The following is a 14,683-nucleotide window of genomic DNA, read 5'->3' on the forward strand; positions in this document are numbered from 1 at the left end:
CTCGCGCGGCTTAGAAGCCGACGATGATCGAGCCGATGAAGGCGCGCGGTGCGCCGATCTGCACAAACGGTACCGAGTTGTCGGCCAGCTGGCCGTCGAAACCGCCGACATAAAGCTTGTCGAACAGGTTGGTGACGTTGAGCTGGATATAGGTTGTCTCGTTCAGGCCTGCCCATTCCAGCCCGATACGCGCATCAAGATCGACAATCGTGTAGGCTGGCGTCTTGGATGGATAGACCACAGTGTTCGTAACGCCGTTGACGGTTTGCAGCAGCGGCAGATTTTGGTCGTTGACGTAGCGCGGGCCGGTGCGCTTGACCTGCGCGCCGAATTCGACCGGACCAAGCTTGCCCTGCGCGCGGCCGCCGAAGGTGTAGGTCGGCGAACCCGATTCACGCTTGCCAGCGGTCAAAGCGAACGCCGGATCGCCGACCGCAGTGCAGAGGAACTGGCCGGCGGTCACCTGCGCCGCGGTGCAGATGCCGTTCTGGACGTTGTCCTTGATCTTAGACTTCAGGTACGAACCGAAGGCGTAGATCGAGAAGTCGGGGAACGGACGGTATGAGATGCTGGCGTCCAGACCATATTTATCAACGCGGCCGAGGTTACGATAGACGTTACGCTCGGTTTCTGGATCGAACGACGAAGCCAGACGATCGCTGAAGATCGTGTACCACAGCCCGACCTGCGCCTGCACCTGGCTGGTGCGATAGCGAACACCAACGTCGAAGTTGTCGGTGGTTTCCGGGATCGGGTTCGCCGACTCAGTATCGCTCGGGAAGTAGAAGGCGTTGTAGAGGTTGTCGGTACCCGGGACCTGAACGCCCTTCGAATAGTTCGCGAAGACACTGAAGTCATCAGTCGCGTCAAAGGTCAGGCCGAGGTTCGGCGTGAACTTGTTATATTTGCGCACGCGCTGCTGCGGACCCTGCACCGGTGCAGTCACACCCGGCGCGATGGGGACTGTCGGGTTGGCGGCGAGCCATGCCGCAAGACCAGCGGTGTTGGTGCCGAAACATTCGACAAAACCAGTCACGCTCGACGTCGCGCAGTTGTTGGTCAGGTCGCGTTTGAACATCTTGTACGCGCCGCCGACCTGAATCGTCAGGCGGTCGAACTCGCCGCGATATTCGCCGCCGAACATGTTCAGCAACGCGATCGATTCGCGGTCGCGCTTTTGCAGGATGTTGCCGCCCACGTCCGCCAGCGGTTCGTTGACCGGAAATACGTCGCTTGCCGAACCGTTGATTTTGAGGAAATTGGTTTCGCCGGTCTGGCGATGACGCGCGCGATCATAGCTGTAGAAAATGCGGAAGGTGTTGCTCTCGTCGAGGTCGTAGCGCAGGCCCGCGATCACGCCATAGCGGCGGGTCTGGGTCTGGCTGGGTGCGAGCACACGAACGGTGTCGAGCAGATCGCCGTCGCCATTGAGGTCACGGCCATAATAGGGCGAGCCGGCGATATAACCGGTCTGGCAGCTCACTGCGGCACCGTTCGGCGTTGTGTTGCAGTTGGCGGCGCCACCGGTCGGGTTGACGTCGCGGCGTGCTTCCTGGCCGACGGCCGTACCGCCGCCGTTCGCCTTTACATATTGGAAGCTCGGGTCGACGGTAAGGACCAGGCCTTCGGCGAGCGTAAAGCGCGAATTACCGCGAATATTGCCCGTATTCGACGGATTGAAGCGTTCGTCAAAGGTTGAGCCGCAGCTGTTGGCAGCATCCGCAAGACCGGGGCGCGCGACGGTGTTGATCTGGCACTTAGCAATGCCGTAATCGCGGTCGTCCTTGGTCTGCGGGAAGATGTTCGGGACGAAGTTCGACGCGATATTGTGCACGTCGCGCAGGCCGGTCGAACCGAAGAAATTGTTGCGGTTCTGATTATAGTGGCCGGAAATTGCGATGAAGTCGCCATCGTCGCCGAGCGGCTGATAGATTTTGGCGTTATACTGCTGCTTGTCGATCTTGCCGGTGCGCGAATCGATTGCGGCGCGCGCTGCGGTCGTCGGTGTCGCCGCGAAGGCGGGCTGATCTTCGTTGCCGAACACGGTGTCGTTCAGCGAGGTGCTGGCCGAGAAAAACGCGCGGGTGCCCCACGGGGTGAACACGCCGGTGTCGACCATGCCAAAGATACGGAAGAAGCTGTAATCGCCAGCCGAGCCGACCAGCTTGACACCGAATTCTTCGCCCGGGGTGCGGGTGCGATAGTTGACCGTCGAACCCGATGCGGCGGCGGTCGGGCTGTCGACGTCAGTCGATCCGAGGTTGACGTTGACCTGTTCGATCAGCTCGGGGTCGAGCTGCTGGTTCGAATAGAGCGCATAGTTGCCCGAATCGTTGAGCGGGATACCGTCGAAGGTCTGGTTGATGCGGGTGTTGTCGAAACCGCGGATCGACAATTTGCCGCCCGCCGAACCGAACGGATCGTTGTTCTGGAAGCTGACGCCGGGAAGCTGGTTGATGATGTCGTTGACGGTCTGGCCGGGCGACTGGCGCTCGATGAACTCTTGCGTCAGGACGGCTTTCGCCTTCGTCGTATCGGGCGTGATGACGCCGGCGACATCGGCGGCGCGGCTGCCGGTAACGATGATCTCGTCATCAAAGTCCTGCGAACCGGTCGACTGGGCAAAAGCTGGCGTGGAAAGCAGCGCGACCGGGATCAGCGCGCAGCTGGCGGCAAGCGTATGACGGAAATTCATGTCAGGATGTCCCCTTGGTGTGATGTCGTTCGGCAGGCGCGCGAAATGGGGCGCGCAAGTCCTGCGAGCGCCCCTGAAGCCCGCATGTGGCACGATTGTGACAGCAAATGTGACAGTGCAAGCGGCGCGGCGCAAAAGCGGCAGCCCAAGATCGAAAAACCGCGAATTTGCGTGGCAGAGCGTGAGTTATCCACAGGCCCGAATGCGTTTTTTCAGGCAACTGTTGCTGCAATGCAACAATTCTTCTCATCCATCCGGCGCCGAGTCGGGGCTGTCTGTCTCCGTCAGGGCGCCGCCAGCGGCAGCGCCCGGCGGCTCAGGCGGCGTCGCCTGCCGCTTCCTTCGCCTTGTCGGCATAGACGCGCACCGGGTCCTTGCGGCCCTCGACGACATCCTTGTCGACGACGATCTCGACCACGTCGGTCAGGTCGGGCAGGTCGAACATCGTGTCGAGCAGGATCGCCTCAACGATCGAACGGAGGCCGCGTGCGCCGGTCTTGCGTTCGATAGCCTTCTTTGCGACCGCGACCAGTGCATCGTCGGTAAAGGTCAGCACGACCTCTTCCAGATCGAACAGCTTGCGATACTGCTTCACCAGCGCGTTCTTGGGCTCGCCCAAAATCTTGACCAGCGCGTCGATGTCGAGATCCTCGAGCGTCGCGATCACCGGCAGACGGCCGACGAATTCGGGGATCAGGCCGAATTTCAGCAGATCTTCGGGCTCGATGCTTTTCAGCACTTCGCCCATGCGGCGCTCGTCCGGACCGGCGACATGCGCGCCGAAGCCGATCGACTTGCCTTGCAGACGGTCGCCGATGATCTTTTCCAGCCCGCTGAACGCGCCGCCGGCAATAAACAGGATGTTGGTGGTGTCGACCTGCAGGAATTCCTGCTGCGGATGCTTGCGCCCGCCCTGCGGCGGAACGCTGGCAGTCGTGCCTTCCATCAGCTTGAGCAGCGCCTGCTGCACGCCTTCGCCCGACACGTCGCGGGTGATCGAGGGGTTGTCGGCCTTGCGCGAGATCTTGTCGATTTCATCGATATAGACGATGCCGCGCTGCGCCTTCTCGACATTATAGTCGGACGACTGGAGCAGCTTGAGGATGATATTCTCGACATCCTCGCCGACATAGCCTGCCTCGGTCAGCGTCGTCGCATCGGCCATGGTGAAGGGCACGTCGAGGAAGCGCGCGAGCGTTTGCGCCAGCAAAGTCTTGCCGCTGCCGGTCGGGCCGACGAGCAGGATGTTCGATTTCGCCAGTTCGACATCGTCACCGCGGCCACTGTTCGCGAGGCGCTTGTAATGATTGTGCACCGCGACCGACAAAACCCGCTTGGCTTTGTTCTGACCGATCACATAGGCGTCGAGATGCTGGCAGATTTCCAGCGGCGTCGGTACCGCGCCGTCCTTGCGCGCGGCAACCCCGCCCTTGATTTCCTCGCGGATGATGTCGTTGCACAGTTCGACGCATTCGTCGCAAATGAACACGGTCGGCCCGGCGATCAGCTTGCGAACTTCGTGCTGCGACTTGCCGCAGAAGGAGCAATAGAGGGTGCTCTTGCTGTCCGAGCCGCTCAATTTCGTCATAAAACTTCCTCTGGCAGGCGCCGAAATGGCGGTGCCATCCTTATCCTAGCCCGCGGTCACCCAATTACAATATGGCAATTGGGTGACATCACGGCAATGTCCCGCCTAACATCAAGGCGCCAAGCGGGCGTCAAGAAACGCGGTTACCGATCCTCAATAGTCGTCATGCCGGACCGGATCCGGCATCCATGGCCACCTCGTGGCAATCGACCCCGGATCGAGTCCGGGGTGACGATCTCAGCGATCAGTTGCGCGCTCAGGGCGTCGGGCCTTCGCTGATGTCCTTCGGCGCATCGTCGCCCGCGACGCCGGGGCGGCGGTCGAACACCTGATCGACCAGACCGAAGGCCTTGGCTTCATCGGCTTCGAGGAAGGTGTCGCGGTCCATCGCTTTTTCAATGTCTTTCAGCGACTTGCCGGTATATTTCACATACAGGTCGTTCATTCGCTTCTTGATGCGAAGGATTTCGCGCGCCTGAATTTCGATGTCCGACGCCATGCCGCGGGCGCCGCCCGATGGCTGGTGGATCATCACGCGGGCATTGGTCAGCGCGACGCGCATCCCGGGTTCACCCGCAGCGAGCAGGAAGCTGCCCATCGATGCGGCCTGACCAACGCATACCGTGCCGACGCGGGGGCGGATATACTGCATGGTATCGTGGATCGCCATGCCCGCCGTAACGACGCCGCCCGGCGAGTTGATGTACATATAGATGTCCTTCTTCGGATTTTCCGATTCAAGGAACAGCAGCTGGGCGGTGATCAGCGAGGCCATATTATCCTCGACCTCGCCGGTGACGAAGATGATCCGTTCGCGCAGCAGCCGCGAGAAAATGTCAAAGCTGCGTTCGCCGCGGCTCGTCTGTTCGACGACGACGGGAACCAGGGCGGCGAGCGGGTCGATCATTGGGAATGCGTCCTTATGCTATTGGAGCGCCGCGCCGAGAACCGGCGGGCTCGCCCCTCCGTCGCCTACATCGTCGCCAAGCGAGAGGGTTTCAAGGGGGGAAACGCCAAGAGCGACCACCACAACGTAAAGGAAGATTTCAGTCGCCGGCGCCCGGTTCGGGCGAAAACAGCGTCTCGAACTTGCCTTCGACGCCCTTATATTCGTCGGCGTCGGCGGGGCTTTCCTTTTTGACCGTGATGTTCGGCCATTCGGCGCTGAACTTGGTGTTCACTTCCAGCCATTTTTCCAGGCCGCTTTCGGTGTCGGGCAGAATCGCTTCGGCGGGGCATTCGGGCTCGCACACGCCGCAATCGATGCACTCGTTGGGGTTGATGACGAGCATATTCTCGCCCTCATAGAAACAGTCGACGGGGCACACCTCGACGCAGTCCATATATTTGCACCGGACACAGGCATCGGTGACGACATAGGTCATGGGTTTCAGGCTCCCTCAAATGACGACAAACGGGCCGTCAGGCTCTCTCTTGGCTCGCCTCTATGCCGCCGGGCGGCGGTGCGTCAACGCCTAGCAAGCAGTTGCGAATCACTCTCATTGGATAGGGTCGGGCGCGGAATTTGGATGCACAGCTTTTCCATCGCCCCTGATAGATGGATTGGTAGCGGCGGGCACGCCGGAATCGAGATTCTGGTAGCAAGCCCGCGCTTCGTTCGCCGATCCGCGGCGAACCGGGATCGTCAGCAGCCGCACCACCTCGATCCGCTCGCCGACGGGCAGTACCAGCGTTTGCCCGACATGCACCGCGCACGACGGTCGGGAAACGCGCCGCCCGTCGAGCCGGATATGCCCCGCCGCGACCACCGCCTGTGCCAGGCTGCGCGAACGTGCAAAACGCAGGAACCACAGCAGCTTGTCGAGCCGGATGCTTCCCGCGGCGCCGGGGCTTGCCATCAGTCCTTACGCGCGTCGGCGAGGAGCGCCGCAAGGCCCGCGAAGGGGCTGTTGGGCGACGGGCTGCGCCGTGCGGGTCGATCGGGGCGCGGCGGGCGCGGGGGATCGGCGCGGGGCTTGTCGACCCGCGGCACGCTGTGTTTGCCCTTGGCGGTATGGATCGGCCGCCGCTGAATGTCGCCGTTCGCCGCAGTGCGCGGCGTCGGGTCGGTACCCTTGCGCGGCGGTTTGCGGCGCTGGCGCTTGTCGGGCTTGCGCAGCCCCGACCAGCGCCAGCGTTGCTGCGCGGGCTCGCCAACGCTGCGGAACCCGAAACTGCCCAGCAGCCCGCGCCGTGTTTCCTCGTCGAGCCCGAGCGACGTCGCAAGCGCAGGATCTATCACGAAGCCGGGCGGCGGCGCGACGGTGATGTCTGCGTCCTCACCGGTCGGATGGTCGTCATGATGATCGCCGCTGCCGACAATCGGCGCGGTCGGCGGCGCTGCAGCCTGCATTCGCGCGGCGTGCGCCTGCCGCGCGAGTTTTTCTGCCATGTCAATGCGCAGCCAGCCCGACGCGCAGCGGCGAAAGCCCGCGATCGTCAGCCCGGCATGGCTACCCACCTTTTGCAGCACTGCGCCGTGCGGCGGCAACGCCGGTACCGGTGACCCTTGCTGCGCGGCGATGAGTGCGGCGCGCCAGCGCACCGCCTCGGGCTTCAGCAGCGTCGGGTGAAAAATGTCGAGCGACCCGATGGTGAGACCCAGCTTGCGCAGCTGCAGGCGTTCTTCGGCGGCGAGCGCATTCAACTGCTCGTCGACCGCGGCGCGGCCGATGGTGCCGCTGCCGTCGACCAGCGCGGCGAGCAATGCGCGGACGCGCGGCGGAGTAAACAGGTCGCCCGCCGCTTCGCCCATCGCGGCGAGCGGCGCGGCGTGGCGCGCCAACTGATGCGCGACAAAGCGCTGCAGCCGCTCGGCAATTGCCAGCAATTGACTGGGATCGAGCCGCCGCAGCGACGGATCGACCTGGATCGACGGCTGGACCAGCGTCGGACCCCTGACGAGCGTCGCAATGGCATGACCGTGCCATGCGAGTCGCGGTGCGGCACCGGGATCGGCAATCAGCGACAACGCGCTGTCGTCACCCTCGGCCAGCGCGGTCGCGCGGCGCGCGAGTTCGGCGCGGAGATGTTTTTCGGCGGCGGCCAGCAGCATCCGGTGATCGCTCGCCCTGGCGACCGGATCGACTTTGAACTGAAAGCCCTTGAGCGTGCCGATCGCCTCGCCATCGACCGCAACGGTACCGTCGGGTCCGACCGCAACCGGCAGCGCAGCGTTGCGCTGTCCCGCGTCGCGGAGCAGCAGCGCGAGGCGCCGATCGACGAAGCGCTGTGCCAGCGCCGCGTGCAGCGAGTCGGACAAGCGCGACTCGAGCGCCTGCGTTTGTTCGGTCCACCCCGCCGCACCCGCAATCCAGTCGCCGCGCTGGGCGATGAAGCACAAAGTCCGCACCGCGGCGATGCGGCTTGCGAGCTGATCGATATCGCCCTCGACATCATTGAGCTTCGCCAGCCGCCGCGCGAACCAGTCGGGGTCGATCATCCCATCGCCGCTGGTTCGCCATTGCCACAGCTTGAAAATCGTCCGGCTATGGTGCTCGGCGCCCAGTTGTTCGAAATCGGGCAAACCGCAAATGTCCCAAAGCCGCTGGACCGCATCAAAATCGCCGCCGCGCGCCCGAACTTCCATATCGCCCGCCAGATGCTTGAGCACAGCGATATCGACCGCTTCGGGGGCCGGGCGCAGCACCGGCTGCGTCGGTGGCTGCGCAAGGTCGGCAAGCAGCTGGTCGAGTGAGCCGAAGCCTGGGGTCGGATTGCGCCAGAACAGGCTGGACAGCGGCGGAAAATGGTGACCCTCGATCGCAGCCACTTCTTCGGGGGTAAAGCCGCCCTGCGGCAAGCCGACGGTGCCAAAACTGCCATCTTGCTGGTGGCGTCCGGCGCGCCCGGCGATCTGCGCCATTTCAGCTATGGTCAGGCGGCGGAGGCGCCGCCCGTCGAATTTCTGCAAGCTGGCAAAGGCGACATGCTGGACGTCGAGGTTGAGTCCCATTCCGATCGCGTCGGTAGCGACGAGGTAATCGACCTCGCCCGCCTCGAACATCGCAACCTGTGAATTGCGTGTTCGGGGGCTGAGCGCACCCATTACGACCGCCGCGCCGCCCGAAAAGCGGCGCAACATTTCGGCGATCGCATAAACCTCCTCGGCCGAGAAGGCGACGATCGCCGAGCGTTTGGGCAGGCGCGACAGCTTCGACGTGCCCGCATAGCTCAAGGTCGAGAAACGCGGACGCGTGATGATTTCGGCTTCGGGAACCAGGGTTCTCACCAGCCCGCGGATACTCCCCGATCCCAGGATCATCGTTTCGTCGCGGCCGCGTGCGCGCAGCAGGCGGTCGGTAAAGACATGGCCGCGCTCGGGATCGGCGCCGAGCTGCGCCTCGTCGATGCCGACAAACGCGACGTCGCGTTCGATCGGCAGCGCTTCCATCGTGCCAAGCAGGTAGCGCGCGTCGGGCGGGATGATCCGTTCTTCGCCGGTGACCAGCGCGACTTGGCGTTCGCCCTTGATCGCCACGACACGGTCGTAAACTTCGCGCGCCAGTAAGCGCAGCGGAAAGCCGATCATGCCGCTCGAATGGGCGGTCAAACGCTCGACCGCCAAATGGGTTTTGCCGGTGTTGGTGGGGCCAAGGACAGCCTTGACCGGCTGGGAAGAGGATGACGTCATTATCTTGGGTGCCAAGCTGGCATGGCGGCGAGCGCCGCGCAACCGTCGATCGTTGAACTGCGGGGTGGCGGCTGATTTTTCCTCGCGATTTGCATAATATCCCACCCTCGCCACGACTTGCCGCAAGCAACTACGGCGAAACCGCCATTAAATTGACTTTAACGACCTTTCTTTACAGACAGGCGGCCGAAATATCATTCGGCGGCCGGGTTTCGGGAGGCCCGTCGAGCGGGGGTTGCAGTTTGTTTCAGCGTCACGAACCCATCGCGGGGATGTCCGGCAATGCGGCCGCGCTCACGATGTCGCAAGCGATCCCGCTGCGCCGCGCCGATTCGGATTCGGAAGGGCTCGGCTGGCGCGACCGGCTGGCGCAACTCGATCTGGTTCCCGACCTTGGTGACAATATCGGATCAGCCGAATGGTGGCGCGGACTTGCGACATTAACCCTGCTGTGCGGCACCGCGATTGCCAGCTTCCCAGGTATCCAGCCGCTCGCGGTGGGCGGCGCTCCGGCGCAGAGTGCCGCCGATTTTAACGAAGCGCGCGCGCAGATGATCGTACCGCTGGCGCTCGGCGGCGACACCGGGCGGCACATGGCGGCGACCGATGCGGTTCGTCCGCTGACCCAGACTCCTGAACGACCGCAGATCGAACTCACCGCCACCTTGGGCAGCGGCGACAGCTTCGCCCGCCTGCTCGAACGCTCGGGCGTCGGCGGCGGCGAGGCACAGGCGCTCGCCAATCAGGTGGCGAGCGCGGTGCCGCTCGCTGACATCGCTCCGGGGACCCGCATCGACCTGATTCTTGGCCGCCGCGCCGCGCGCACGATGCCGCGCCCGGTCGAGGCGCTGGCGATGCGTGCCCGCTTTGACCTGCGCATCGAAATGGAACGCGAGGGCGACCGGCTGGTGATGCGGCGTATCCCGATCGCAGTCGACACCACCCCGCTACGCATTCGTGGCCGGGTCGGTGAAAGCCTCTATCGTTCGGCGCGCGCTGCCGGTGCGCCGGCAACGGCGATCCAGTCGTACCTGCGCGTCATCGGTCGCCAGGTTTCGGTCGGCAGCGACATCCGCAGCGATGATGAATATGACATCATCGTCGATTACCGCCGCGCCGAAACCGGCGAGAGCGAGACTGGCAAGCTGCTCTATGCCGGGCTGCTCCGGGGCGGCAAACCCAAGCTGTCGATGCTCGAATGGAATATCGATGGCCGCGTGCAATGGTTTGAGGCGTCGGGCGTCGGTGAACAGCGCGGCGGCATGGCGCGACCGACGAACGGGCGCGTGACCTCGACCTTCGGGATGCGCCGCCACCCGATCCTCGGTTACAAGCGCATGCACAGCGGCATGGATTTCGGCGGCGGCTATGGCGCGCCGATCTATGCCGTCTCCGACGGCGTCGTGTCGATCGCTGGTCGCCACGGCGGCTTTGGCAATTATGTAAAGCTCAACCACGGCAACGGCCTCGGCACCGGATATGGGCATATGAGCCGCATCGCGGTGCGCCCCGGCCAGCGGGTTAATCGCGGCCAGGTGATCGGTTATATCGGCTCGACCGGCCTGTCGACCGGCCCGCACCTCCATTACGAACTCTATCGCAACGGGCGCGCGGTCAATCCGTCGTCGGTGACTTTCGTTACCCGCGCGCTGCTCGAAGGCAAGGCGCTGGCCGATTTCCGGGCCCGCATCCGCGCGTTGACCGCGGTGGCGCCGGGCGCCGCACTGACCCCGATCGCGCCGAAACAGGTCGAGGGGCCGAAGCTCGGTAGCCTGGCCGATGTGGCTTCGAAGCGCGCCGAGGGCGGGATCTGACGCAATTACGCCCTCCCCGGAAGGGGCGGGGCTTTAGAAGAACCATTTGCCCCGCGGCGCAGCCCCGCTATGCACGCCGCATGACCCACGCCGCCTTTCCCGATCTGCGCCTGCGCCGCACCCGCCGCACCGGTTGGAGCCGCGCGATGGTGCGCGAAACGACGCTGTCGCCGTCGAACCTGATCTGGCCACTGTTCGTTTGCGATGGGTCGGGCGCCGAGGAACCGATCACAAGCCTGCCTGGCGTGTCGCGCTGGTCGGTCGACCGGCTCGTCGATCGCGCGCGCGAAGCCGTAGCGGCGGGTATCCCGTGCCTTGCGCTCTTTCCCTACACCCAAGCCGACCGGCGCAGTGAGACTGGCGTCGAGGCGCTCAACTCCGACAATCTGATGTGCCGTGCCACCGCCGCGATCAAGCAGGCGCTCGGCGACGACATCGGCGTGCTCACCGATGTGGCGCTCGATCCCTATACCAGCCACGGGCAGGACGGGCTGATCGACGACAGCGGCTATGTGCTCAATGACGAAACGGTCGAGGTGCTCGTCGGGCAGGCGCTCAACCAGGCGCGCGCGGGCGCCGACATCATCGCGCCTAGCGACATGATGGACGGCCGCATCGGCGCGATCCGGCAGGCGCTGGAAGCCGAAGGCTTCGGCCATGTTCAGATCATGAGCTATGCCGCGAAATATGCGTCGGCTTTTTACGGCCCGTTCCGCGACGCGGTCGGCTCGCGCGGACTGCTGAAGGGCGACAAGAAAACCTATCAGATGGATCCCGCCAATGCCGAAGAGGCGCTGCGCGAAGTCGCGCAGGATCTGGCCGAGGGCGCCGACAGCGTGATGGTAAAACCCGGGCTGCCCTATCTCGACATCGTCCGCGCGGTGAAGGACCATTTTGCCGTGCCGGTCTATGCGTACCAGGTGTCGGGTGAATATGCGATGATCGAGGCTGCGGCGGCGGTGGGCGCGGGCGACCGCGACGCGCTGGTACTCGAAACCCTGCTGGCGTTCCGCCGTGCGGGGGCTTCGGGGGTTTTGACCTATCATGCGCTGCATGCCGCGCGGCTGCTGAGCAAATAATCGACAGGGGTGGGCTTATTATGACTGCGTTACCGCGGCGCTGGCTGTTTGTGCTGACCATCTTGGTCGGCAGTTTCCTGCTGTTTCAAGTCCAGCCGATGGTCGCGCGGATGGTGCTGCCCAAATTGGGTGGTGCGCCCGCGGTGTGGAACAGCGCGATGCTGGTCTATCAGGCGCTGTTGCTCGGCGGCTATGCCTATGCCCATTGGCTTGGGCGCTTCACGGTGCAGCGTCAGGCGATGATCCATGTCGCGCTGTTTCTGGTCGCGGCGCTGTGGCTGCCGATCGGCATTGCGCAGATCGCACCACCCGGACCGGGACAGGAGGCGCTGTGGGTGCCGCTGCTGTTACTCGCTTCGATCGGCCCCGTGTTCTTGGTGGTGTCGGCACAGGCACCGCTGATGCAGCGCTGGTTCGCCGCGGACCCCCGCGCAGGCGATCCCTATTATCTCTACGCCGCATCCAACCTCGGCAGTTTTGTCGGCCTCATCAGCTATCCGGCGCTGGTGGAACCGAACTTGCCGCTGGCGGCGCAAAGCTGGGGCTGGACCGCTGGCTATGCGCTGCTCGTGCTGCTGGTGGCGGCGAGTGCTGCGGCGCGCTGGCATGGCCGGGCCGCTGAGGCGGCGAGCGATGCCGTTTCGATCGACGAACCGCGCCCGACCTGGCGGCGCCTCCTGCACTGGCTGTTCATCGCAGCGGTGCCGTCGGGACTGATGCTGTCGACGACGACGCATTTGACCACCGATATCGTCGCGATGCCGCTCTTGTGGGTGCTCCCGCTCGGGCTTTACCTGCTCAGCTTCGTGATCGCCTTTTCGACGATGGACCGGTTGACCGAGATCATCACTTTCATCGCCCCGGCGGTCCTGCTCGCGGTCGGCGGGCTGGCTTTGCTGAGTACGGGCGGAGGATCGATGTTGATTGCGCTCGCGAGCCTTTTGATGCTGTTTGTCATTGCGACCGCGCTGCACGGCTATCTCTATCACCTGCGTCCGGCGACGCAGCACTTGACGCTCTTTTACCTCGTGATGTCGGCGGGCGGGGTGCTCGGTGGATTGTTCGCGGCGTTGTTCGCGCCTTTGATTTTCGACTGGGTGTATGAACATCCACTACTGACCCTTGCCGCGGCGATGCTGTTGCCGTTGCCCGCGATCTTTCCGTGGGACAAATGGCTTAAACTTGGCGCGCCAACAGTCCGCATGGCGGTGGTGCTGCTCGTCGCCATTGCCGCCTTTGCCAGTTGGCGCATGGTCGGCGGCTGGTCCGGTCGGCTCGATGACGATGTCGCGATCTGGGGCTTTGGCATCTTTGCGATCGGCCTTTTGGTGATCAGCTGGCGCTGGGCCTATGTGACGATATTGGCACTGCTGATGGTCGGCGTGGGCGGCTGGAACACGGTGCAGGAAAGCTTTACCGGCGATCGGGTCCGTAGCTATTTTGGCGTATACACGGTCACCAATTACCCCGGCCAGAAACAGCGACGGCTGGCGCATGGCACGACGCTGCACGGGTTGCAGCGCACCGATCCGGCACATCGCCGTGAGCCGACCACCTATTATGGCCCGAAATCCGGGGTCGGGTTGACGCTCGCCCAGGCCGAAGCACTGGCCGGACCCGATGCGGCGGTCGGTATCGTCGGGCTGGGCGCCGGGACGCTGGCCTGCTATCGGCGGCCCGGCCAGCGATGGACGATTTTCGAGATCGATCCGGTGATGGTCGATATCGCGCGCGATCCCGAAAAATTCACCTTCCTGTCCGATTGCGCCGGCGACACCCCGATCGTCATCGGCGATGCGCGATTAAAAATCGCCGAGCAGCCAGCGGCGCGGTTCGATGTTCTGGTTATCGACGCCTTTTCCTCCGACGCGATCCCGCTGCATCTGCTGACCAAGGAAGCGATCGGCATTTACCAGCGGGCATTAAAGCCCGATGGCATTTTGCTGATTCATATCTCAAATCGCTTCTTCGGACTCGAACCGGTGCTGGCCGAAGAGGCGCGCGCGCGAGGCTGGCGCGCCGCTATCCGCCTTGACCCGGGGCCGGTTGAAGACGGGATTGGCGACCTCACCGCATCGAATTGGGTAGCCTTGACGACAACACCGCAGCGGATGCGACAATTGACCGGCGGCCTGCGTCCGCGTGAGAAGGCCGGCGAGGATGGTGCGTGGGTGCCGTTGAACGCCCGCGCGGGCTTCGAGCGCTGGACCGACGATTATGCATCGACCCTGCCGGTCCTGATGTGGAGCAACCTGATCGGAAAGCAAAAAGAATGACCTATCGCGACGTGAGCATCATCGCCGTCAATGGCAAGACGCCGCAGATCGACCCCAGCGCCTTCATCGCGCCGGGGTGCCGGATCATCGGCGATGTGACGATCGGCGCAGACGTCAGCATCTGGTATAATTGCGTGCTGCGCGCCGACGTCAGCCATATCGTCATCGGCGCACGGTCGAACATTCAGGACGGCAGCATCGTCCACTGCGACGGCCCGATGCCGCATCGCCCCGACGGCTTTCCGACCATCATCGGCGAGGATGTGCTGATCGGCCATATGGCGATGGTTCACGGCTGCGTCCTCGCCGACCGCGCGTTCGTCGGGCTGAAGGCCACGGTGATGAACGGGTGCCGGATCGGCAGCGACGCGATGCTCGCCGCGGGCGCCCTGCTGACCGAGAACAAGGAAATCCCTGACCGGGAATTATGGGCCGGTGCGCCGGCGCGGCGGGTGCGCGATATCGACGATGCGCAGGCGGCCGGCATGCAGATGGGCGTCGCGCATTATGTGATGAACGGCCGCATGCACAAGGCGGCGATCGACGGCTGAGGCCCCACGAAAAAGGGCGCCCCGGTTTCCCGAGGCGCCCCTGTCGA

Annotated in this window: 10 protein-coding genes; 4 read left to right on the forward strand and 6 right to left on the reverse strand. The window is 64.0% G+C overall.

All coding sequences use genetic code 11. The annotated features are described in order from the left end of the window. Positions 1–10 precede the first annotated feature (10 nt). From IPF76_RS07050 to IPF76_RS07075, 6 genes are all read right to left on the reverse strand, one after another. Positions 11–2,695, reverse strand: coding sequence for a TonB-dependent receptor (locus tag IPF76_RS07050; protein WP_293841437.1), 2,685 nt, complete (start codon positions 2,693–2,695; stop codon positions 11–13). Between the two features lie 316 nt (positions 2,696–3,011). Then, positions 3,012–4,283 (reverse strand): ATP-dependent Clp protease ATP-binding subunit ClpX, encoded by a 1,272-nt coding sequence (gene clpX, locus IPF76_RS07055; protein ID WP_293841440.1) that lies wholly within the window; start codon positions 4,281–4,283, stop codon positions 3,012–3,014. A gap of 256 nt (positions 4,284–4,539) precedes the next feature. Further along, a complete protein-coding gene (gene clpP / locus IPF76_RS07060; protein ID WP_293841443.1) occupies positions 4,540–5,190 on the reverse strand; it encodes an ATP-dependent Clp endopeptidase proteolytic subunit ClpP in 651 nt (216 codons plus the stop codon). A 139-nt stretch (positions 5,191–5,329) separates the two neighbouring features. Next, positions 5,330–5,668: a ferredoxin FdxA gene (gene fdxA, locus IPF76_RS07065; RefSeq protein WP_293698920.1), complete on the reverse strand. Its 339-nt coding sequence runs from the start codon at positions 5,666–5,668 to the stop codon at positions 5,330–5,332. 114 nt (positions 5,669–5,782) lie between these two features. Next, the gene (locus IPF76_RS07070; protein ID WP_293841446.1) at positions 5,783–6,142 is read right to left on the reverse strand and encodes an RNA-binding S4 domain-containing protein; all 360 of its coding nucleotides are present in this window, start codon (positions 6,140–6,142) and stop codon (positions 5,783–5,785) included. Then, positions 6,142–8,916: a helicase-related protein gene (locus IPF76_RS07075; protein WP_293841449.1), complete on the reverse strand. Its 2,775-nt coding sequence runs from the start codon at positions 8,914–8,916 to the stop codon at positions 6,142–6,144. Before IPF76_RS07075 ends, IPF76_RS07070 begins: the two co-directional genes overlap by 1 nt. Before the next feature lie 272 nt (positions 8,917–9,188). Between IPF76_RS07075 and IPF76_RS07080 the strand changes: the two genes are divergently transcribed. The 4 genes from IPF76_RS07080 to IPF76_RS07095 all read left to right on the forward strand — a co-directional run bounded on the left by IPF76_RS07080 (position 9,189) and on the right by IPF76_RS07095 (position 14,636). Then, entirely contained in the window at positions 9,189–10,730 is a 1,542-nt protein-coding gene (locus IPF76_RS07080; protein WP_293841451.1) for a M23 family metallopeptidase, read from the forward strand. A gap of 80 nt (positions 10,731–10,810) precedes the next feature. After that, entirely contained in the window at positions 10,811–11,809 is a 999-nt protein-coding gene (gene hemB, locus IPF76_RS07085) for a porphobilinogen synthase (RefSeq protein WP_293841454.1), read from the forward strand. A 20-nt stretch (positions 11,810–11,829) separates the two neighbouring features. Continuing rightward, positions 11,830–14,085 (forward strand): fused MFS/spermidine synthase, encoded by a 2,256-nt coding sequence (locus tag IPF76_RS07090; RefSeq protein ID WP_293841457.1) that lies wholly within the window; start codon positions 11,830–11,832, stop codon positions 14,083–14,085. Then, positions 14,082–14,636 (forward strand): gamma carbonic anhydrase family protein, encoded by a 555-nt coding sequence (locus IPF76_RS07095; protein ID WP_293841460.1) that lies wholly within the window; start codon positions 14,082–14,084, stop codon positions 14,634–14,636. The genes IPF76_RS07090 and IPF76_RS07095 overlap by 4 nt, the downstream gene beginning before the upstream one ends. Positions 14,637–14,683 lie beyond the last annotated feature (47 nt).

This window comes from Sphingopyxis sp., from assembly GCF_016704835.1.
Taxonomy (GTDB): Bacteria; Pseudomonadota; Alphaproteobacteria; order Sphingomonadales; family Sphingomonadaceae; genus Sphingopyxis.

What these genes read in the sequence shown, in the direction of transcription:
- IPF76_RS07050 (WP_293841437.1), bottom strand. Translation starts at nt 2,695, where the DNA reads ATGAATTTCCGTCATACGCTTGCCGCCAGCTGCGCGCTGATCCCGGTC.
- clpX (WP_293841440.1), bottom strand. Translation starts at nt 4,283, where the DNA reads ATGACGAAATTGAGCGGCTCGGACAGCAAGAGCACCCTCTATTGCTCC.
- clpP (WP_293841443.1), bottom strand. Translation starts at nt 5,190, where the DNA reads ATGATCGACCCGCTCGCCGCCCTGGTTCCCGTCGTCGTCGAACAGACG.
- fdxA (WP_293698920.1), bottom strand. Translation starts at nt 5,668, where the DNA reads ATGACCTATGTCGTCACCGATGCCTGTGTCCGGTGCAAATATATGGAC.
- IPF76_RS07070 (WP_293841446.1), bottom strand. Translation starts at nt 6,142, where the DNA reads ATGGCAAGCCCCGGCGCCGCGGGAAGCATCCGGCTCGACAAGCTGCTG.
- IPF76_RS07075 (WP_293841449.1), bottom strand. Translation starts at nt 8,916, where the DNA reads ATGACGTCATCCTCTTCCCAGCCGGTCAAGGCTGTCCTTGGCCCCACC.
- IPF76_RS07080 (WP_293841451.1), top strand. Translation starts at nt 9,189, where the DNA reads ATGTCCGGCAATGCGGCCGCGCTCACGATGTCGCAAGCGATCCCGCTG.
- hemB (WP_293841454.1), top strand. Translation starts at nt 10,811, where the DNA reads ATGACCCACGCCGCCTTTCCCGATCTGCGCCTGCGCCGCACCCGCCGC.
- IPF76_RS07090 (WP_293841457.1), top strand. Translation starts at nt 11,830, where the DNA reads ATGACTGCGTTACCGCGGCGCTGGCTGTTTGTGCTGACCATCTTGGTC.
- IPF76_RS07095 (WP_293841460.1), top strand. Translation starts at nt 14,082, where the DNA reads ATGACCTATCGCGACGTGAGCATCATCGCCGTCAATGGCAAGACGCCG.